14 protein-coding genes are annotated in these 20,866 nt (G+C 42.9%); 6 read left to right on the top strand and 8 right to left on the bottom strand.

What is annotated here, in order from left to right; translation table 11 throughout:
• Window positions 1–80: 80 nt before the first annotated feature.
• On the bottom strand, window positions 81–1,460 hold the full coding sequence (locus tag JMY05_RS07385; protein ID WP_055125085.1) for a NarK family nitrate/nitrite MFS transporter: 1,380 nt from the start codon (window positions 1,458–1,460) through the stop codon (window positions 81–83).
• Between the two features lie 401 nt (window positions 1,461–1,861).
• On the opposite strand from JMY05_RS07385, the gene JMY05_RS07380 reads away from it, so the two are divergent.
• Window positions 1,862–3,895, top strand: coding sequence for a histidine kinase (locus JMY05_RS07380; RefSeq protein ID WP_227678131.1), 2,034 nt, complete (start codon window positions 1,862–1,864; stop codon window positions 3,893–3,895).
• 74 nt (window positions 3,896–3,969) lie between these two features.
• Window positions 3,970–4,629 carry a two-component system response regulator NarL gene (gene narL, locus JMY05_RS07375; protein ID WP_045447151.1) on the top strand — a complete coding sequence of 220 codons (660 nt, stop codon included), beginning with the start codon at window positions 3,970–3,972 and terminating at the stop codon, window positions 4,627–4,629.
• A 196-nt stretch (window positions 4,630–4,825) separates the two neighbouring features.
• Here narL and JMY05_RS07370 read toward each other — a convergent pair whose 3' ends face one another.
• Entirely contained in the window at window positions 4,826–6,304 is a 1,479-nt protein-coding gene (locus JMY05_RS07370; protein WP_045455078.1) for an MFS transporter, read from the bottom strand.
• A 325-nt stretch (window positions 6,305–6,629) separates the two neighbouring features.
• Here JMY05_RS07370 and JMY05_RS07365 point away from each other — a divergent pair, with 325 nt between their 5' ends.
• Window positions 6,630–7,031, top strand: a complete 402-nt coding sequence (locus JMY05_RS07365; protein ID WP_198329297.1) for a DUF1971 domain-containing protein — start codon at window positions 6,630–6,632, stop codon at window positions 7,029–7,031.
• 78 nt (window positions 7,032–7,109) lie between these two features.
• On the opposite strand, the gene JMY05_RS07360 is transcribed toward JMY05_RS07365, so the two are convergent.
• On the bottom strand, window positions 7,110–8,237 hold the full coding sequence (locus JMY05_RS07360; RefSeq protein WP_265089061.1) for an alkene reductase: 1,128 nt from the start codon (window positions 8,235–8,237) through the stop codon (window positions 7,110–7,112).
• Between the two features lie 178 nt (window positions 8,238–8,415).
• Here JMY05_RS07360 and JMY05_RS07355 point away from each other — a divergent pair, with 178 nt between their 5' ends.
• Window positions 8,416–9,312: a LysR family transcriptional regulator gene (locus JMY05_RS07355; protein ID WP_045447211.1), complete on the top strand. Its 897-nt coding sequence runs from the start codon at window positions 8,416–8,418 to the stop codon at window positions 9,310–9,312.
• A 211-nt stretch (window positions 9,313–9,523) separates the two neighbouring features.
• Here the strand turns inward: JMY05_RS07355 and JMY05_RS07350 are convergent, their stop codons facing one another.
• Together JMY05_RS07350 and JMY05_RS07345 are read right to left on the bottom strand one after the other, a co-directional pair.
• Window positions 9,524–11,458 (bottom strand): oleate hydratase, encoded by a 1,935-nt coding sequence (locus JMY05_RS07350; protein ID WP_201614671.1) that lies wholly within the window; start codon window positions 11,456–11,458, stop codon window positions 9,524–9,526.
• A gap of 205 nt (window positions 11,459–11,663) precedes the next feature.
• Window positions 11,664–12,140 (bottom strand): hypothetical protein, encoded by a 477-nt coding sequence (locus JMY05_RS07345; protein WP_201581725.1) that lies wholly within the window; start codon window positions 12,138–12,140, stop codon window positions 11,664–11,666.
• A gap of 736 nt (window positions 12,141–12,876) precedes the next feature.
• Between JMY05_RS07345 and JMY05_RS07340 the strand changes: the two genes are divergently transcribed.
• Together JMY05_RS07340 and JMY05_RS07335 are read left to right on the top strand one after the other, a co-directional pair.
• Entirely contained in the window at window positions 12,877–15,234 is a 2,358-nt protein-coding gene (locus tag JMY05_RS07340; protein WP_201614669.1) for a PAS domain-containing sensor histidine kinase, read from the top strand.
• Between the two features lie 33 nt (window positions 15,235–15,267).
• The gene (locus JMY05_RS07335) at window positions 15,268–16,206 is read left to right on the top strand and encodes a response regulator (RefSeq protein ID WP_045447149.1); all 939 of its coding nucleotides are present in this window, start codon (window positions 15,268–15,270) and stop codon (window positions 16,204–16,206) included.
• A gap of 75 nt (window positions 16,207–16,281) precedes the next feature.
• On the opposite strand, the gene JMY05_RS07330 is transcribed toward JMY05_RS07335, so the two are convergent.
• The 3 genes from JMY05_RS07330 to JMY05_RS07320 form a co-directional block, all read right to left on the bottom strand.
• The gene (locus JMY05_RS07330; RefSeq protein ID WP_201614667.1) at window positions 16,282–17,139 is read right to left on the bottom strand and encodes a sulfite exporter TauE/SafE family protein; all 858 of its coding nucleotides are present in this window, start codon (window positions 17,137–17,139) and stop codon (window positions 16,282–16,284) included.
• 88 nt (window positions 17,140–17,227) lie between these two features.
• Window positions 17,228–19,531, bottom strand: a complete 2,304-nt coding sequence (locus JMY05_RS07325; protein ID WP_201614665.1) for a TonB-dependent receptor — start codon at window positions 19,529–19,531, stop codon at window positions 17,228–17,230.
• A gap of 500 nt (window positions 19,532–20,031) precedes the next feature.
• The gene (locus tag JMY05_RS07320) at window positions 20,032–20,622 is read right to left on the bottom strand and encodes a hypothetical protein (protein WP_201614663.1); all 591 of its coding nucleotides are present in this window, start codon (window positions 20,620–20,622) and stop codon (window positions 20,032–20,034) included.
• Window positions 20,623–20,866 lie beyond the last annotated feature (244 nt).

The following is a 20,866-nucleotide window of genomic DNA, read 5'->3' as shown; positions in this document are numbered from 1 at the left end:
ACGCTGGCAAGTAGCACTATAAAGAGAGATGTTTTTAATTTGAAAATCTGTTTCCAAAGAATGATTTATACAAGGCTGCTTTAGCAAGGAATCTCAGCATTAGGGCGACTGTAATACCACCATGTCAACACAATACAGAGAACATAAAAGACAATTAAAGCGATAAAAGTACCATCAACACCCAGTCCTGAACCAAACATTTTTGGGACAAAGAATGCGCCATAGGCCGCTATCGCTGACGTGAAGCCAACCACTGCTGCTGATTCTTTACGTATCTCGACAAACAAGTCCTCTGTACCTGCTTTTTGAGGTTCAAGGCGTTCATGAAAGGTTCTGAAGATAACGGGAATCATGGTAAAGGTAGAGCCATTACCGATACCTGTGGTAATAAACAGCACCATAAAGGAGATGAAGTATCCGACAAAGCTGCCCTCATGAGTCTCGCTAGGCAGGAAATACATCACCGCCACTACCGCCAATACCATCACGATATAGTTCCAAAAAGTCACTTTTGCGCCACTGGTTTTATCAGATATCCAGCCACCTAAAGGGCGAAATAGCGCACCAACTAAAGGACCCAAGAAGGCAAACTTAAGCGCATCAATGGCAGGAAATGAGTTTTTAATCAGCATCGGAAACGCGGCTGAAAAACCAATGAACGAGCCAAAGGTTGCCATATAAAGGATACACATGATCCAGTTATGTTTGCGTTTAAAGATGACGGATTGGTCTTTAAAGGAAGCTTTAGCAGTGGCAATATCGTTCATGCCAAACCATGCCAGTGCTGAAAATAGCAGAATAAAGGGTACCCAAATAAAGCCTGCATTTTGTAGATAAAACAGCTGACCGCTTGCAGAGACTTGTGGGTCGCCGCCTAAGCTACCAAAGGCTGCTACCAATATAATCATCGGTACAACGAATTGCATCACCGACACGCCAAGGTTACCCAAACCCGCGTTTAGCCCAAGAGCAGTGCCCTGTTCTGCTTTTGGAAAGAAGAACGAGATATTGGACATGGAGGAGGCAAAGTTACCACCACCGAAGCCACAAAGTAGGGCAATGATGGCAAATATCATAAATGGGGTATCAGGGTTCTGAACCGCAAAGCCCATCCATAATGCTGGAATTAACAGGGATAAGGTAGATATCGCTGTCCAACGTCGCCCACCAAAGATAGGCACCATAAAAGAATAAAAAATTCGCAGCGTTGCACCTGATAGTCCGGGTAACGCTGCGAGCCAAAACAACTGTCCATCATCAAAATCAAAACCAATCTCTGGCAGACGGACGATGACGGCACTCCATACCATCCATACTGCAAATGCCAATAGCAACGATGGAATGGATATCCATAAATTTCTACGAGCGACTTTTTTGCCGCCTCCTTCCCAAAACTCTTCTACTTCAGGTCGCCAGTCAGTGATGAGCTTACCACCTTTGAAGTTGTAATTATTGCCCATGTTATTCCTCACTTAGTATCAGCTATGCCTAGTTATATTCAGTATTTTTTATCATCAAATGGCTGTCTAAACTTACAATAAACCGTAGCGCTTACTCTTGTTAATGTTGATAACAAAGAGCCGCCGTATTGGCTTATGAGCGCTATGAATTACTTGCTCTTTCAAAAAATGATAACTCACGGTACTGTGTTATCCCGATGAAGAGTATTCATACATAGTGGTATACTGATGACTAAAAGGGGTATATTACGGGCAGGTTTATCACTAAGGTTTTGCTTGTCGATGGACGGATAAGTATGCTGTAGTATTTTTTATGCTGTGTATTTTTTGCCTTTGCGACGTTCAATTTTAAGATATCAAATCTTTTGTGCAGAAAGTGTTTGATGGGAGCGCTATTAATCATGTCTAATCTACGACGGCAGTCTTTGTTCCTTCATACTTGGATTGCTATTACGATCATTGCTACTTTGTTTTTGATGTCAGCAATAGGCAGTGGTGCGCTCGCTTGGGTAGCAAAGTCTGATGCTGAGGCGATTAATACCGCAGGCTCGATACGCATGGCAACGTATCGCATTAGCTTTCAGCTCGCGACTGACTTTGCGGATAACCATCCCTTTAGCTCAAGCCTAAATATCAAACAAGATGGCTTAGCTAGTGACAATACGCCGCAGGTAGAAAAGCAAGACAGACTGGATTTCTCCAATAAAAGTGAGTCTGAAAAAATAGACATACTGGTTGAAGACATGGAGAGTCGTCTCAACAAATTACAAGCGTATCAACTGACCAGTGCCAACAGAGATAAGGTCATCAGTGATCAATGGAGCCAGATAAAATCACAATGGTTTCGTGATTTAAAACCAGCATTGTTGGCACAAGACAAGCAAGGTTTTTATAGTGATTCAACCAAGTATATTGACGATGTTAATCGTTTTGTTGGCGCGTTACAGGATCGAAATGAGCAGCGTCAGACATGGCAGCAAAACCTACAAATACTCTCACTGATACTGAGCATGATTATCATGCTGATAGGCGTACGGAGATTACAGAACTCAGTGCTAACGCCTATTCAACAACTCATTAAAGCCAATCGGGCGTTTAAAGAAGGCAAATATGATACGAGAGTGTCTATCAGCGGTTATAGAGAATTTGAAGCGCTTGGCAATTCTTTTAACGGTATGGCCAGTACCATTGAGAGGTATCAGCGCTCACTTGAGAGTGAGGTACAGACAAAGACTCAGCATCTGGTAAAAGCCAACCAAGCCTTATCATTGTTTTATGATTTCTCAAAGCAATTGACCAGTAGTCCTGTGAGCTTACATCGGCTTGATGAATTGATTACTGGCTTTGGGTGTATATTCCCATATTTAGATTTTACGCTGTGTATTCAAAGCAATATTCTAACCAATAAAAACTCTATAGCCCTGCACGATGATAGGATGAAGGAGCTATGTACCAAACTCACTTGTGACAGCTGCTCTATTAAAGAAGACGTTTATACCAAAACGTTTCCGATTATTCATCAAGATATAGAGTTTGGTGAGCTAAAGGTAAGACCGAAATCTGTCTTAATGACCAATAAAGCTTATGCAGAAGATAAGAAAAAAAGCGAGGAAGATTCAACACGTATCAAGGTAGTAGAGGTAGATAGTAGTTATTTGATTGCTAAAAACAATGAATTGATCGTTGTGCTGACCAATCTCGTCAGCACTGCCTTATCGCTACGCAGACAAAGGCAGCAAGACCATCAGCTTATTCTACTTGAAGAGCGCTCGACCATTGCTAGGGAGTTGCATGACTCTTTAGCACAGTCATTGTCTTATCTAAAAATACAAGTCAGCGTGCTCGAAAAACATCTGCAACTGTCTACTGATAAAGACAGTGGGCTGGTGGTATTTGATGCGCAAAGTCAAATCAAGGTTGGGCAGCATATCAGTCAAATAAAAATGGGTCTGAATTCTGCTTATCATGAGCTGCGAGACTTATTGACGACTTTTCGCTTGACGATTGATAGCGGCAATTTTGATGAAGCTTTGTATGAGGCGGCTGATGAGTTTGCTGTAAAAGGGCAGTTTGACATAAAGGTCAACAATCAAATTCTATCCTTGAATCTAACGGCAACCGAACAAGTGCATCTCATTCAAATTATAAGGGAGGCGCTGTCGAATATCAGTCGCCATGCTCATGCTAACTGCGTCACTATCGATTTGGTTTATGATGATGAAAGTAATTATGTAGCGATGATGGTCAATGATGACGGCGTTGGCATATCAGGGACTGTCAATCAGACCCAGCATCATGGTTTAATGATTATGAAAGAGCGTGCCTATAAATTAGGCGGTGATTTGATTATCTCTAATAATGTACCCGCAGGTACCAGTGTCATCGTCAGGTTTGTACCCAGTTTCTTTACGGATTATATGGCTGAGCAAAACTAAGTGAATAGGCTTAGTAAACGCTCTTAACCACTGCATTGTATTTTTTGTACCATTTTTCAATTTGTGAGTATTTTATGACTACTAAGGTTTATACGTCTGCTTCTCCGGCTCGGCTACTATTGGTCGATGACCATCCTATGCTGCGCCGCGGTGTCGCAGAACTGCTCAGTCTCGAAAGTGATGTAACGGTCGTTGGTGAGGCGAATAACGGACAAGAAGCGTTGGATTTTTTGGCAAACAATCCGGTCGATCTGGTCATTCTAGATCATAAAATGCCAGTGTTGACTGGTATTGAAACCTTAAGAGAAATCAAAGCCAGAAATATTGACGTGGCTACCTTGCTATTTACAGTTTCTGACAGCGGAGAAGACGTGCAAGAAGCGTTGAAATTAGGGGTGGATGGTTATTTGCTAAAAGACATGGAGCCTGAGTTAATCATCGTCGATATTAGAAAAGTGTTGCGCGGTGAGCTGGTTATCAGTCCCAATTTGGCCTCAATATTGGCGCAAACATTACGTACACCAAGCATTGAAGATATCGCTGGCAATCTCACCACTAGAGAGTTGCAAGTGATTCAAATGATTGCTGAAGGCTTAAGTAATAAAATGATCGCCAACAAACTGGATATCGCAGAATCCACAGTAAAAGTGCATGTTAAGCATATTTTGAACAAAACTGGACTACGCACACGGGTAGAGGCGGCGGTGTGGACCGTGAATCATTTATCAAAGTAGTCGTTTGTAAAAATGGTTATTTATCGAAGTGGTTGTTTTTTGAAAATATTACTTTTTGAAATATCTACTTTTTATAAAAAATCATGGGTCATCTGGATAACCCCTATTACATGTCTGGGTAGCTCTCTATATCAGTCAAAAAAAAGCCACCCAGCAGTGATGCTGGGTGGCTTTTTTATTTTATAAGGTAATCAAATTAGCCTTCTTCAGCGGCAATTTGACGATCGACCGAGGACATCTTGTATTCGTCACCAAAGGCATCTTCAGGCTCTTTCAACCAGAAGAAACAAAGTACCCAAGCGATAAATGCACCTATCGCAATGATAAAAAAGAACTGATTTGGTTCGACCAAGGTAAATATAAATAGGTAGAACACAGCGCCCACGTTGCCATAAGCCCCCGCCATACCAGAAATTTGACCCGTTAAGCGCCGCTTAATTGAGGGGATAATACCAAAAGTTGCACCTTCTGCCCCTTGCACAAAGACTGAGCATAGAATCGTAAAGACGACCGCGATAAACAATGGCCACTCTGCATTCAGCAATCCCATCAATCCAAAACCGATACCGATACCGAACATGTATACCAACATCACCAAGCGACGATTGCCGACCTTGTCAGAGATATAGCCGCCAAGTGGTCGCGCCCATAAGTTAACAAAAGCAAAGGTCGATGCGACTAAGCCTGCGACGGTAGGGTCGAGCTTCCACGTTGCGGCAAAGAACATCGGTAGCATAGAGACGACCGCCAGCTCTGCGCCAAAGTTAGCAAAGTAGGTGACATTTAGGGCGGCAACAGAGGTAAAGGGGTATTTGTCATCCTCAGGGATACCCGCTTTGAGCATGGGTACATTGACACTGATGGCTTTATAAATTTGATAAATAACCACCACAGCGATGAGAGTATAAAACCCCCAAGCGCCCGTTTCGCTCAGGAATCCCATGTTTTTGGTACGATAAACCAATACACCCAATACGCCATATAAAGGAATAATAAATAGGCAATATAATAATAAATCTCTCCAACTCGATACCTCTAAAGCACCCGCCTTACGTGCTTTTTTATGGGTATCTTGTGTAGGACCATCGGTGATTAAAAACCAATAGGCTACCCCGTAAGCGGCCATCAGTAAGCCAGATAATGCAATTGCCCAGCGCCAACCGTCATCACCACCAAAGAACTGTAGCGCAACCGTGGGAATGGTAATCGCTGCGGCAGCTGAACCAAAATTACCCCAGCCGGCATAAAATCCTTCGGCAAAGCCAATGTCTTTTGGCTTAAACCAAAGGGCAGTCATGTGAATGCCAACGACGAACCCTGCGCCCACGATAGACATAAATAGGCGAGCGACGAACAGCTGCATCGCGGAATCACCAAACGCGAAGAACCATGTCGGTATCGCCATGACGACCATCAGTATGGAAAACACGCGACGCGGACCGAAGCGATCCAATGCCATGCCGACTACCACTCGCCCTGGAATGGTCAAAGCAACGTTGGCAATGAGAAATAATTTGATATGTTCAGAAGTTAAGTAGCTTTCGGCCTCTAGCATAGAAGTGGCTAGTGGCGCCATATTGAACCAGACATAAAAGGTCAGAAAAAAAGCAATCCACGTATAGTGGAGCGCTCTTATATCACGGCGTTCAACCTCAAGTAGCTCTTTTGCATGCATGACAAGTATTCTCCACCGTCGAACTGGATAGTTTAGATGGAGTTAATGTAGCAATAAGTAAGCTCGCTAACCATTAGGCGAAAGCAGTATGAATGTCATTTCACATACTACTTAATGGGGATTAAAAAGTGGCTTTAATATCCTATATATTGATGGTTAACTAAGATTATATGAGGATAGCAATACATTTAAAAATATGATGCGCTATAGTAATAAGAACCATTACTGTGCGTGCTTTTCTCGTTTATTAATAGAATTTTATTCACAAGTAAGCTGTTAATAAACAGGATTGGGATACACCCATCAAATTAGCCAAGGAGTTACCATGAGTCATACTGTCGCCTCAAACCCCATCATACCCAGCCATTGGAAAATAAAGCGTTCGACCCACTTTTTTACTAAAGATAAAGTCCCAAAAGCCTTGTTGACTCATCACAATACAGCAGAGGGCGTATACGGCCAAATTTGTGTCATGCAAGGCACGGTAACCTTTTATGGCTTTGCTGATGAAGCCGCTACTGAACCTGAAAAAACCATTGTTATTAAAGCAGGGCAGTTCGCTGTCAGTCCGCCTCAATATTGGCACCGCGTAGAATTAAGTGATGATGCCCAATTTAATATTAATTTTTGGACAGAAGCGGATACTGGTAATAAATCGCTGTTCAATAGCTCAAAGATACACAGCAAGCCTATCGAAAAGTTGTTTGATCAGTCGGATGAATCATAAGGGCTATATATATGAATCTGCTATTAAAAATATCCTATTTATAAGCAAAAAAATAAGGCCACGAATGGCCTTATTGTATTAAGAGTTTTGATAGTAAGGATAATCATTATAGCCAATTTCGGTGCCACCATACATCGTGGTAGGCTCTGCCTCATTGAGTGGCCAATGATTGGCGATGCGCTCAGGTAAATCGGGATTAGCAATAAAAGGACGCCCAAAAGCAAATAAATCGCCATAACCTTTAGCTAGCATATGCACCGATTTTTCCGTCGTGTATTTACCCGCATAGATAATACGTCCTGAAAACTCAGCTCTGACGGCCTGATAAAAAGTCTCTGGTAAATCAGGGGCATTGTCCCAGTCAGCTTCTGCAATAGATAAATAAGCGATACCCGCTTGTTCAAGTACTTTAATCGCTTCAATATACGTATGATGTGGATCTGATTCCACTAGCCCTAAATACACGCGAGTCTCATCTGTGCTAGCAAACAGCGGTGCGAAACGTACGCCTAAGCGATCAGCACTAACCACTTCACTAACGGCAGCCACGATTTCTTTTAAGAAACGCAAGCGATTGGTCAATGAACCGCCATATTGATCATCACGTGTGTTGCTATGCTCAGAGATGAACTGATTCACCAAATAGCCATTGGCACAATGCAGCTCGACGCCATCAAAACCTGCCTCCAATGCATTGCGTGCGGCTGCCGCATACATAGCGACCAGTTCACTAACTTCATCAGTACTGAGTGCGCGTGGCTCACTAGGATCGGCTAACGCGCCTGCACCTGGTGCTGTTTCTATAAATACTTTTACATTGTCAGCAGTGATAGCTGATGGTGCAATTGGCTGAGCGCCTTGTGGTTGTAAGCTGGTATGAGACACGCGACCCACATGCCAAAGCTGAGCGAAAATGATACCACCTGCTGCGTGTACCGCTTGAGTGACCTTTTTCCAGCCTTCGATTTGGGCATGCGAATGTATGCCTGGCGTCCACGCATAACCTTGACCCCTCGGCTCAATTTGCGTGCCTTCAGTGACCATAAAACCTGCAGAGGCGCGCTGGGCATAGTAGCTTGCCATTAATTCATTAGGAATATTGTCCGGTTGCGTGCTGCGAGAGCGTGTCAACGGTGGCATGACAATACGGTTTTTTAACGTATATGGTCCAAGTGTGACAGATGCAAATAACGGGCTGGTATCGATATTAGATGGTTCCATAAAACTCTCTTTTAAAACAAATGGACGGGGTTATTGTTTAAACCACTGAGCTTGTTTTGATGCTTTATTACTGCGTAAGTAAGGTTGGTAAGCATAGAGTTTTATGGATACAATCGGAAACAGGATTTTGTTGTTTAAGATACAATTATAAATGGTATATATTATGAATGGAATTAACCGACTCGATATCAAGCAGCTTAGAGTGCTACATGCGTTGCTTGATTTAAAAAATCTCTCACAAGTCGCGCGCAAAATAGGGCTGACACAGCAGGCAATCAGCGAACAGTTACGTAAGCTGCGTGATTTGTTTGATGATCGTTTGTTTATTCGTCAAGGCAATACCATGGTGGCAACCCCCAAAGCGCTATCGATGCAGCAACCCATTAGTCGCATATTAGAGCAGTTAGAAGCACTGTTAGAGCCAGATGTGTTTTCGCCGCAGACGTATAAAGGCGTATTTACGATTAGCGCGACCGACTATGCGACGCAGGCATTATTACCGCAGTTGTTTCATATAACGCGCCGCGACGCGCCTGATTTGAAGTTAATCGTGCGTGATTTTGCCTCAGACAATGTCAATCAGCTTATTACGGCAGGCGAGCTTGATCTGCTGATTACTTTCCCAGAATTTATCCCTGATAACTTGGCTTATGTGACGCTGCTTGAAGAACAACATTTCTGCATTACTGGTTGCAATAATAATTTTACAACAGAGCCGCTGTCACTGGCGCAAATTGCTGCACACTCGCAGTTGGTGGTGTCACCTTCACGCGCTAACTTGCGTGGTTCTCATGACCAATGGTTTGCAGAAAAAGGTCTTAAACGAAACATCGTTATGTCCGTTCCTAGCTTTTCTGCGGTGCCAGATATCCTTTATACAACCGATATGATCGCATTTTATCCCTCGCGTTTATTGCCAAACAGTCGAGTTAAAGAGCTTAAAGTGGAAGCCCTGCCACCCACATTTAAGGTGATAGCAGCATGGCACCCACGTACCAGTCACAGTGGTATACACCGTTGGCTGATTGAGCAGTTACAGCAGTTATCCAAGTCTGACTAGGGCATGTCCTTAGTTCAATCAATGAACATTTAAATGGGCTAAAAATGGCTAAATTTTGTTAAAAATCGTCAAATAGCACTGTTAGTATTCGTAACGGTGCTATTTTCCTTGTTTAACGGCAATTTATCTCATTTCTATCTGCATTTTTAAAATGAATGCATCCCCTAGAGCGTTATCGCTTTTATCAAAACTAACATTACTGATGCCAGACCTACTTATGCCAAAGCCCTTTGATTGCCTCCCATTGCTGAGTAAATATTGAGTCGTTAGCGTTGGTGGATTGATTGGCTTTTGGCAATATGTGCTCGTAATAAGTACCTTTAAGAAGCTTAGTTAATAGACCTTCGCCGATGAAACCTTTACCATCATTGAGTGTATTCGCGGCTTTTAGTAATTGACGGATATCGTATTGTAATGGGTTAATATCGGGGACTTGTTTTTGCACATTTAGTAGCTCATAAACTGCGACACGAGCAGTACGAACAGAGCTCTCCATGGTAAATACCACATCATTATGTGTCTCGACGAACTGACCCACTAGACCCATATTGACACAACCATTAGGTACTATCTCAGGACGATCGCCTTTAGCACGGGGCATAAACATCGAGGTAATGTAGGGCATATAAGCCGTTCTGACGATGGTATTGGCCATGATATTCTCTATATCATCTAGGATGCCAAGGTGATGACAGAGTTCGCTCAAGATCTCTTTGCCGGTACATTCTGGGATGGGTTTTTTGACATAATTGCCTTCTTTATCCATAAACAAGGCATATAGCCATACGACTAGCGTGTCTTTTGGCTGATCAGGGAAATGCGGTTGACGGTTACAAGTAAAGCTCATCAGCCAGTTTGAATCCGTAATCGTAATGATGCCACCGGTCACTGTTTTACCCATATAAGGATCGTTGACAGACAGCGTTTTGAGCTTATCAATAAAGGCAGACGGCTGGCAGGTCAACGTCGCCGACATCCAAGCAGATTTATCCACATGCTGATTAAATTTTTCTGGGTGACCAAAGACGTCAGATTGCTTAGCCAGATTATTCCATACTTTCCAACCAGACGATTGTCCCATGCTGTCTTTTGTAAAGTCTAGCGTCGGCGCAGTATTATCATCACCATAGCGGGTATCTTCGGTCATGGAGCCAGTCGTCACGATGACGAAATCATTGCTACCCATAGGAATGGTGGTTTGCTCACTCGCTTTCTCCGTGATGATGGCTTTGACCTTTTTGGTGCCTGTTACTTTATCAGCATGCTCAAATTCAATGTCTAAATCGGTAACGAGCGTGTCATACTGAAACTGCACACCTTTATCTTTTAAATAGTTTTGTAGTGGCATAACAAAGCTATCAAATTGATTGTATCTTGGGAATACCAGCGCAGACATGTCGTTTAGACCGTCCAATGCGTGTAAAAAGCGATGCGTATAAAGCTTAAACTCAAGTAAACTGTGCCAGTTTTCAAAAGCAAACATGGTTCGCCAAAACGTCCAGAAGTTGCTACTCAAAAAGCTGTCATCAAAATACTCTTCAATAGTGATATCGTCTAGCTCTTCCTTGGGTTTTAATAGCAGACGAATTAAAGCGAGTTGGTTGGTTTTACTCAATCCCAGTTGACTGAAGTCTTTTATCTCACCTTGCTTATGGATCAGGCGTGCAATAGAGTAATTGGGATCGGTGTCATTTGCTATGCGATACTCATCCAAGGTGCTATAAGGCGCAGGCATTTCAAGAGCGGGGATATCTTGGAATAAATCCCAAAAGTTTTCGTAAGTGAAATCCATTTCACGACCGCCGCGCACCATATAACCCGTCTCAGGATTGCCGCTACCATCTAAGGAGCCACCTGCCACGTCAAGATGCTCTAAAATGGTAATATTTTCAGCGGGTACTTTGCCATCTCGGATGCAGTAATAAGCACTGGCCAAACCTGCAATACCGCCCCCAACGATATAAACCTTACTGTCCTGATAAGCGTCAGTGGGCGTCCCAATATTGCGCTGATAATTACCAACTTGATCAGGGAAGGGTAAGCGCTTGCCTGGTATGTTTGCTACACGGGTTTTACTGGCATCAGGCTGATGGATAAATGTGTCGTGGTCTACCGGATTATTGGTTTGAGTCTTTATAATTTTCATAGGTTCATCCTTATTTAGTAAGACTGATATAAAAGGTTATTTGACTAAAATGAAGGGTTTATAGACAGACTATAGGGTGTTTTTATTAAATAATAATGACATCGGTTGAAAGTAATATAAGTACTTATTTGCCAAATTATGCGTTATCCATTGGCTAATGGCTGGCTATTTATGATGGTTGCTAACCACAATAAATTCTATGCAATTACGTAGGCGCTGTTTCATACGCTCCAGCAACGGCACAACCTTGATAGCTTTTATTATCATAAGTTAACGTCACCGTAAATTCATTTTGATAGCCATTATCATCGGTACAAATCTGGCTATTTATATTCATGATAATAGGTTTGCCGCTAACGGTACTCACGTATTCCACACCTTCGGCATAGGTCGAACGAGAGACAACGATGGTCGTTGGTTTCAAAAAATCTGCTTCAATGCTGAGTTGGTTGCCATCAATTACTGTGCGCCAACTTTTTTCTGTATTACCAAAAGCGGTGAACGCTGATAACGGTTCTTCGGGGCTGGACGGCTCCATGCTTAGCTGTTCGTCAGCGTTCTCTTTTGCCGTGTTGTTAATGATAGCTGTTGATTCTTTTGCCGTGGTTGGTTGATGACTACTACAAGCCATTAGTGAAAGACTGCTTGCTAAGCACAAAGTACTAAAAAACAAAGGACGCATCGCTTTTCCTTTAATATTTAAAAGAGAAAGACTTTGTGAGCGCCTTTCTTTAGGGTTAGTTGAATAGCTGTATGAGCGAGTGATATCAAGCTCTGAGTGTACAGCAGACAGGCTTTGCAATCAGTGATAAGTGACGGTGATCCGCGATATTATATAAAATACAAACATACCCTCTATATTAGTATTATTAATATAACATATGTATAAAATTTCACAGTACAGAACAAGATAAACTTGGCAGACTCTATAATCATAGAGATATTGATGACATAAATAAAAAAATTAGCGACTGACTTGAATATGAAGAAGCCACTTAAACAATAAGTGGCTTTTTTGTGCCTTGCAATGGCTGATAGTACAGCTATAGTCAAGGAATTTTAGAATCGCTACAAGGCGACCGACCGCAGATAGTACACTGAGTACATATAGGGCGGGTAACACCGTAGCGGTTTAAAAGTGCTCTGACTATATGCGCTCAATAAGCTGCATGATGTTATTGATGATAAAAAGAGAGCAGCGCTAAATAAGTACAAGGTTGTATTTATTTAGCGCAAGCTAATTGTTGTTAATTAAAAGATACTGGTCAACAGATAAGAAAACAAAACTTTTGTCATCATATTGTCATGACGGCATCGTATCCTTGAGCCCACTATAAATGGTGGTTTCGTATCACTGGTGTCTTTATTCATCAAGTGATTCATTGATGATGGTAGACGCATCAATATAAGGTTTATCTATGAGTGTTGCTGGTCGGCTTGGTAGTATTTCCACACGCATGCTGATTATTTTAGCATTGGCTTTTTTACTAATTATCCTGATGGTGTATTGGGTTATTGAGACTCAAGCTAAGCCTCGTATACTGGAGATGACTTCAGAGACAGTGGTTGAAACGGGTAACGAAGCCATTAATAGCATTATGGCGAATATCAGCCATGTCGACGGACTGGCAAAGGCAACCAGTGCGATGGCGGGCGGCTTGCCAAAAGAAGACAGCCTTTATAGAGAAACTTTTGGTAATCTCATGCAACAGACCGATCCACGGATTGTGGGCGGTGGCGTGTGGTTTGATCCAAATATGTACGCTCAAAACCGAGAGCGCCAGTCCTTTGTGTGGGCGCGGGATGACTCAGGCAACATGCAACCGTTAGAGCAGTATAATCAAGTGCGCCAAACGCCGAGTCCCTATTATCGAGACTGGTGGTACATTCCTGCGATGTACGCACGTCATGACCACTGTGTCTGGAGCCGTGCGTATGTCGATCCGCAAAGCAATCAGCCGATGATGACGTGTGCCAAGGCATTGTATGACAGTCGCAATCAGGCTTTTGATGGGGTAGTGAGTTTTAATCTGCTATTAGATAACCTCGATGAAGCCATGAAAAAGTGGCAAGATAAGCTGGGTGGTTATGTCTTTTTGGTAGATTTGGACAATCGATTTTTGACCTTTCCTGATCAATCTATGGTCACGCAAGCGACTGAAGATAATCCGCAAGGCGAAATGGTAACCGCACATCAATTGGCCGAGAAACATTCAAGCTTTGCCCCTATTGCGGACAGCCTATATAGCATTAATCAAACACTCATCGATGAGGCAGTTGCCAGAGATGAAAGTCGTTATACGCTCGCGGCACGTAGTATTTTGAGTACGACCAATCTGAATAAAATCAGCGAACAAGAATCCAAGTTGCTGTCAGCATTGCTGCTATTGAATATTGACCAAACGTTTAATCTGGTAGACAGTCACTTGATTGAGACCATCGCTGTGCCCAATGATTTTGTGTTGCAGCAGCCCGCCACCGCCTTTGTGTTTCGCATGCCATTTACCTATTGGAAGATGGTCATCGTCAAGCCCAATAATGACATGATGAGCGTGGCAAATGCGTTGTCAAACCAGCTGATTCAAACCATGCTACTGGGTTTTATTCCTATTCTGTTGTTGACCGCGTGGGTGTTCCGTCGCTACTTTACACGACCACTAAAATACATGGCACTAGCAGTGGCTGATATGGGTGCATTAATTGAGCAAAAAAAATATCAACAATTAAGCGCGCTTAAACTGCCACATTCAAATGTCAGCGAGATTCAAATCATCAGCGAGCAGACCAATCAATTGATCGACCGCGTCGTCGAAAATGAAGGCGCACTTGCTGAAATCAATGTTCATCTAGAAAAACAAGTCGCCGCCCGTACGCAAGACTTGCAGCAAGCCATGGATGAGTTAAAAGCCTCACAAGTGCATCTGGTGCGCTCCGAAAAAATGGCTACATTAGGTCAGATGGTGGCAGGCGTGGCACATGAGGTCAACACGCCGCTAGGCTATGTGCGTAGTAACATGGAGCTGGTCGGCGATAATCTCGTGCGTTTTGATGAACTGCTACAGCATACCGATCAATTATTGCAGGCGTTAAAAGCGCCAATTATCAATCAAGAGCAAGTCAAGATACTGATAGAAGAGACTTTACAATGCTGTGAAGAGATTAAAGAAGATGAAGTCAGTGAAGATTTGGCAGATTTAATCAAAGATGGATTGTATGGCGTCGACCAAATTGCTGAACTGGTCGTCAGCTTGCGCGACTTTTCTCGACTGGACGAATCCAAAGTAAAAGATGTCGATATCAATGAGTGCATCAATACCTCATTGATTATGGCTCGCAATAATTTAAAAACCTTAGATGTCAATACCAATCTAGCCGAGCTGCCGCCGATTCAATGTAATCCTTCACAAATTAACCAAGTATTACTAAACCTATTTAATAATGCCGCCCAAGCCATGCCGCCAGATCATAAAGGGACATTGCAAGTCAGCTCGTCTGTCGATGAGGCGCAGCAATATATCGTTGTATGCATTATAGACAATGGTGTCGGTATCGCAGAGCATATTTTAACGCATATCTTTGAGCCGTTTTTTACCACTAAAAAAGCAGGCGATGGCACAGGGTTAGGATTGGCCATTACGGCACAAATCATTGAACAACATGGTGGGCGCATTGAGGTTAGCTCAGTCGTTGGCGCGGGCACGACGTTTACCCTCATGCTACCGATACAGTCTATCGTTCATGAAAAGAAACCTTCGCAAGCCTTATTTGAAAGTTGAGAGATTTCCAACCATTTATTTAAAGAGAGCGTCATGCAAAAACCAAAAATCGCTTTTATCGATGATGAGCCGCGTATCTTGCGCAGCTTAAAAATGCATTTTCGCCAGTCACATGACGTATTTATTACTACCGATGCCACTGAGCTAATGGAATATGTTAGCCAGAATGAAGTACAAGTGGTCATCAGCGACCAACGCATGCCAGATAAGCAAGGTACGGAAGTATTGAGTGACATCAAAGCAGCTTCACCAAATACTATTCGTATCTTGTTAACTGGTTATGCGGATCTAAATGCCGTGATGGATTCTGTGAATGAGGGCGAAATTTATCGCTATATCACTAAGCCATGGCAAAATGATGAACTCAAAAAAATTGTTAATAAAGCCACAGAAATTGCTCAGCAAACGCAAGAAATCACACAAAATACTATGGAAAATGATGCAACTCAAAACTGTGTTAATAGTGGCACGGTTAGCAATCGCAATATATTGGTATTAGACGATGATGAGAGTGTCTATCAACAAATAAAAAGTCATTTTAAGAGCGCTTATACCGTGAGCTGGGCGAGTAACCTTGAAGAGGCCGCAAAGTTATTACAAAAAAAACGCTTTGGTGTCACGATTACAGATTCGACGCTCAATAAAGAAAATATTACCCCCATCGTTTATGCCTTAAAAAATATCCAGCCAGATCTGATGGTGCTGATGTTGACTGAATTCAAAGATGCCCATATGGTCATTGAATTAATTAATAAGGGTCAGGTATATCGCTGTCTACCACGTCCGACTAACTTCTCTATCATGAGTATCAGTCTTGATCGGGCTTTCGATCATCACGAACGATTGGTGCAGCAGCCGATACTGGCAGCTCGTCATCATGTTGAAGAAGTGCCGGAGTCAGAGGCTTTTAATTTTTCTGAAAGGCTAAAAGGTTTCTTTGCTAAATTCAGAGGTTGGCGCATTAGCAGATAAAAAAATAGGGCACGTTAAAAATGCCCTATCCATAATTTAAAATATCATTGCCTCCTATGTACATGAGAGACGTTTTTATTGCTCGTGATTCATTTGCTCGTGATTCATTTGCTCGTGATTCATCTGCTCGTGATTCATCTGCTCGTGATTCATCTGCTCGTGATTCATCTGCTCGTGATTCATTTGCTCGTGATTCATTTGCTCGTGATTCATTTGCTCATGATTCATTTGCTCGTGGTTCATTTGCCCGTGTCCACCATGCATATTGGCCATGATCATCGGCACCGCTATGACGGCTAAGCCAGATAATATCATGATTACGCCATTCACTTGCCTTAAGCGCAAACGCCCGATTTGATTGCGCATCCAGTTGACCGTTCCGTGCGTAGCGACGAGCATGGGTACGGTTCCTAGACCAAAGACAAACATTAACACGGCACCTGTGAGCGGGTCATGACCGACGACCGCAATAAGTAATGCGCCATAAACGAGACCACAGGGTAAAAACCCCCATAATAAACCTGCCGTCAATGCTCGAGGAAAGGTGTTTAAGGGGAATACTTTCTGCCGAAGAGGTGATAGAGCTTGCCAAAAATGCATACCAAGACGTTCAAGCTTGTTTAAAAAAGGCAACCCTAGCATGGTTAATCCTACAAATACCAAGACCAATCCTAGTAGAATGCGAGGTGTGCTATTGCCAACCATCAGAGGGGTTAATACCGTGGTGCCAATTACGCCAGCAATTAAGCCCAATAGGGCATAACTCAGTAAGCGCCCCAAATGGTAAGTCGCAATGAGGCCGCGTTTTTTTGCTGGACTGGTTTCTTTCATCGATAGTCCGAATGCGGTGACGATACCGCCACACATACCTAAGCAATGCGGCGAACCAAAAAATCCCATTAAGAATGCTGCAATTAATAGTGCCATAGTCATGAAGGTGCTTCCTAAAATATAAGATAAATAAAATCCGTTGAAGGTTTAATCGTTATGTTAGTCAGTTAATGACCTATCTTAATGACACCTAAAACTTATAGTTGACACCCACATACAATGATCGGCCCGCCCCAGGGACGGCAGTACCCCAGTTAGAACCGCTACCTATTTCGCCATTCATCGACATGGTTTTGCCTTGACCCATGTATGCGCCCCCTAGAGGTAGATCATAGTTTTTATCAAATACGTTATCGATACCAGCCTCAATCGCTACCTCTTTAAACTGATAGCCTGTACTGAGGTTTAAGAGACCATAACCCGCCGTTTTAATTTCGTTGCGAGGGGTTGAGATATCATTTTTAGCCGCGACGCCCACCACTTCGATTTGGTTTGTCCAACCGTTATTTTCCCGATTCAGGGCAACACTGCCATTGAATGGCATGATGTTATATAAGTCTGAGCCGCTGTCTTTATTTTTCCCTTTGGTATAGCTTAAGGAGCCTACCATATTCCAGTACCCCCAAGCATTTGTTGCCAGCTCCCGATTGGCTGAGATATCTATGCCATATATCTCAGCATCTTGGTTGGTATAGTGCAGCACATTATATTGATTCGCTGTTTGAGTGCTAGCTGCTGTGTTTGCCATGGGGTTCCACTGTACGGCATCGACATAGTCATCAATTTTTGAATAGTAAGGAGTGGCTTTAACGCCCCAGCTATCATCAGCACCGCGCCAGTCTAAGGTGGCAGATAGGGTGTTAGATTTTTCTGGGCGTAGATTAGGATCACCAAAATAGCCATTACCGTCACCAACAGTATTATTCATGATGGCCGCCATTTTCCAAGTGGACCAGGTATAGCGTTCATATAAGCTTGGCGTACGCTCTTTGTGCGACAGACCTAAGGCTAGATTTTTTTGTGAATCAATGTTGTAGCGTGCGAGTGCAGTAATATCAAAGTTGTTATCAGTGGTTCGGCGGTCACTGGCATTAAAGTTAGCGCTATCTCGCAGCTGATTGGTCATATTGTTTTGACCATCGATTTGATAGCCATGTACTTCATCAGCACTGGTACGTACGTTTTCATAGCGAGCGCCAAGCTGGGTGCTCCAGTCAGGCGAGATGTCTTTTTCCCATTCGCCATAGATACCGATGCGCTGACGCTGACCATTGTTGATATTTTGAAAGTCGTTTGGCGACATCATACCGTCGCCAGATGCCGCCCACGTGTCATCGAGCGTGTAGTCTTGATATTCAGCACCTATATTGAGCGTGCTTTGATTGGTTAAATCAATAATACCTTTAAGATTGGCACCGATGGTCTCGCTACTGGTGTACATCGGCATACCTTTGGCATTACCATATAAGAACTGTTTGTCTTCCCCAAAATTCATATAGTGATCGACATCTTCATGATAGGCCTGTGCTTCTAACTGTCCCCAATTTAACTCGCTTTTGTAGCGCAAATTAATGCGGTCAAGCTGATTGTCGAGCATGTCCATCCGCTGATTTGGATATAGCTCTTTTGGGACGTTTTGCCACAAATAAGTGCCTTGTAGTAGATGATTGCCATTCTTATAAGCCACATCTACTGACTGGTTTTTGCTTTCATAGGCGGTTGAACCAACTTCGTCCTTCGCTAAGGTTTTACCAGCGTTTCCTGTCTCTGTATAAAATTTAAAATCACCACCAGCTTTATAATTATCCGCCTGCGCAAAGCTGCCTTTATAGGTGAGGCTAAGCTGATCGTTTGCCGCTGTGGTAGATAAATTGGCACCATAAGCGTCACCATTACTACGATAAAATGTGCCAATTTCACCTGAAGTTAGTATGTCGCTATCCGTTGAAAACATAGGCTCTGCTGTTTCGACGACGATGGTGCCGCCAATACTATTACCACCGACACTCACAGGCGTCACACCTGCATAGACGGTGGTCTTCTCTATAGCGCTTGGCGCAATATAAGACAAGGGTGAGTTCATACTGTTTGGACAGGAGGCGATTGAGTCAACGCCATCCACTAAGATACGCAGACGGTTGTCCGCCAAGCCTCTCATCACGGGCAAGTTTGAGATACCACCGGCACTTTGGACATTTAGACCGGGTATTTTTGTCAGTATGGTGGCCGTATCACTGCTTGCCACTTGTTTGCTGTTAATAAATTTTTGATCAAGGGTGGCGGCTGTTCCAAGTGCATTGGTACTAGAGCGCTTATCCGCTGCTGTCGCATAAACGACGATTTCTGGCAATTGAATATGTGGCTCATCATCCGTAGTAGGCAGGTGCGCCTTTACGGTTGTGGAATCCGCATAAGCGCTACTGATATGCAATAAAGACAAAGCTAAAACACTTAGTTTTAAAATAGGTACAGCATTCATTGATGAAGATGACATCTTACTTTCCTAGAAATTCGCAAAAATATTTTATGAAATCGGTTATTCAGTTTTTACCAAGAGGCAATGTCAGCCAAGGTAAGCCAAGCCATTTATGGACTTAGACTAAGCACTTGCCGAATATTTTCCGATATAAATAGATAGCATTTTGAGCACAATATTATGAGCACAGTTTTGAGCACAGTTTTGAGCACAGTTTTGAGCGCAATGTTTTAGGCAAACGCATACAAGTGCCTCAATCAGAGCTCAAATGAGCGCGTTGATTGAGAGCATTGTCACTAATGCTCTAGGGCGTGTCCTCAATTCAATCGATTACTTTCGAAATAGGCTAAAAATGGCTAAATTTTGCCAAACATCATCAAATAGCTTATTAATATCTTGATATTATTTGCGCTACTTTCCTTGTTTGACGGCAATTTATCTCATGTTTATCACCATTTTTAAAATGAGGACACGCCCTAAAAATATTGGACTATAAATTTGGATAATTATGTAGATAGTTATGTGAGTATGACTGGAGGAGCGCGTGCTAGGGGTCGTAAAAAATTACTAGGAGAGTAGGTATGTGAGCGATACAAAAACGTGACTGAGACAGTAGACAGCTCAATCAAAGCCGAGTCAGTATGTGTAAAAGCGACTGGCAATAGTGCCGCAGACATGGCAGTGCAAAGGTCACAGCCAGTGTATTTTACGGCATCAGGGTTAGATTCAGAGCTTGCAACCTTATCTTTGCTATACAAAGCTTCCTGTGAAGGTGCGGCGTCAACCGTTATGACTGGCTCAACGGTCGCAGGCGATGCTAAAGATAGGGATGCATTATGATGAAGGAAATGACGAGCGGCACTATCAATGGGTATGTTGTGATTCGTTTGCGCAATATCAGTCTGTATTTGCTCATACTGCTTAGCTGCCGATACAATCGGTGCAAGCTCTGCACAGATACCATGACCTAAGTGGGCATTATCGTCCCATAGAGGTGTGAGCAACAGCGTAATGTGCATGATCCAAGCAAAACACGCGACCAACATACCGAACCACATCGTTACCGGTGATGAATATCGTAAAACAAGCTTGCGGCGCTTAGTAGACATGATAGGGTCATCGTATTACCAGCATGCTGATGATGCATAGGTAACATTTATAAGTAAGGAGGTGTGCTAACTTAAAACGTCAGTTTAAAGCATTTTAGAAAGAATACTTAACAAAATAGACATTATCATTAACAATGCCATTCTAAGACAAGGGGTATGCTCTTTACAAGTCTTGTATAGAGATATATCGGGCATTCTAGAGAAATCGGTCACAGCGTCGTCATGTTTGCTCAGCCTGCTATTT

It is taken from the genome of Psychrobacter sp. JCM 18902 (assembly GCF_904846615.1).
Taxonomy (GTDB): domain Bacteria; phylum Pseudomonadota; class Gammaproteobacteria; order Pseudomonadales; family Moraxellaceae; genus Psychrobacter.
Note: the sequence above shows the minus strand (reverse complement) of the source record. Positions and strands in the feature narration are given on the sequence as shown.

Coding starts and splice junctions, on each gene's coding strand:
- JMY05_RS07385 (WP_055125085.1), bottom strand. CDS start 1,460: ATGGGCAATAATTACAACTTCAAAGGTGGTAAGCTCATCACTGACTGG.
- JMY05_RS07370 (WP_045455078.1), bottom strand. CDS start 6,304: ATGCATGCAAAAGAGCTACTTGAGGTTGAACGCCGTGATATAAGAGCG.
- JMY05_RS07345 (WP_201581725.1), bottom strand. CDS start 12,140: ATGCGTCCTTTGTTTTTTAGTACTTTGTGCTTAGCAAGCAGTCTTTCA.
- JMY05_RS07320 (WP_201614663.1), bottom strand. CDS start 20,622: ATGTCTACTAAGCGCCGCAAGCTTGTTTTACGATATTCATCACCGGTA.
- JMY05_RS07355 (WP_045447211.1), top strand. CDS start 8,416: ATGAATGGAATTAACCGACTCGATATCAAGCAGCTTAGAGTGCTACAT.
- JMY05_RS07335 (WP_045447149.1), top strand. CDS start 15,268: ATGCAAAAACCAAAAATCGCTTTTATCGATGATGAGCCGCGTATCTTG.
- JMY05_RS07350 (WP_201614671.1), bottom strand. CDS start 11,458: ATGAAAATTATAAAGACTCAAACCAATAATCCGGTAGACCACGACACA.
- JMY05_RS07330 (WP_201614667.1), bottom strand. CDS start 17,139: ATGACTATGGCACTATTAATTGCAGCATTCTTAATGGGATTTTTTGGT.
- JMY05_RS07325 (WP_201614665.1), bottom strand. CDS start 19,531: ATGTCATCTTCATCAATGAATGCTGTACCTATTTTAAAACTAAGTGTT.
- narL (WP_045447151.1), top strand. CDS start 3,970: ATGACTACTAAGGTTTATACGTCTGCTTCTCCGGCTCGGCTACTATTG.
- JMY05_RS07380 (WP_227678131.1), top strand. CDS start 1,862: ATGTCTAATCTACGACGGCAGTCTTTGTTCCTTCATACTTGGATTGCT.
- JMY05_RS07365 (WP_198329297.1), top strand. CDS start 6,630: ATGAGTCATACTGTCGCCTCAAACCCCATCATACCCAGCCATTGGAAA.
- JMY05_RS07340 (WP_201614669.1), top strand. CDS start 12,877: ATGAGTGTTGCTGGTCGGCTTGGTAGTATTTCCACACGCATGCTGATT.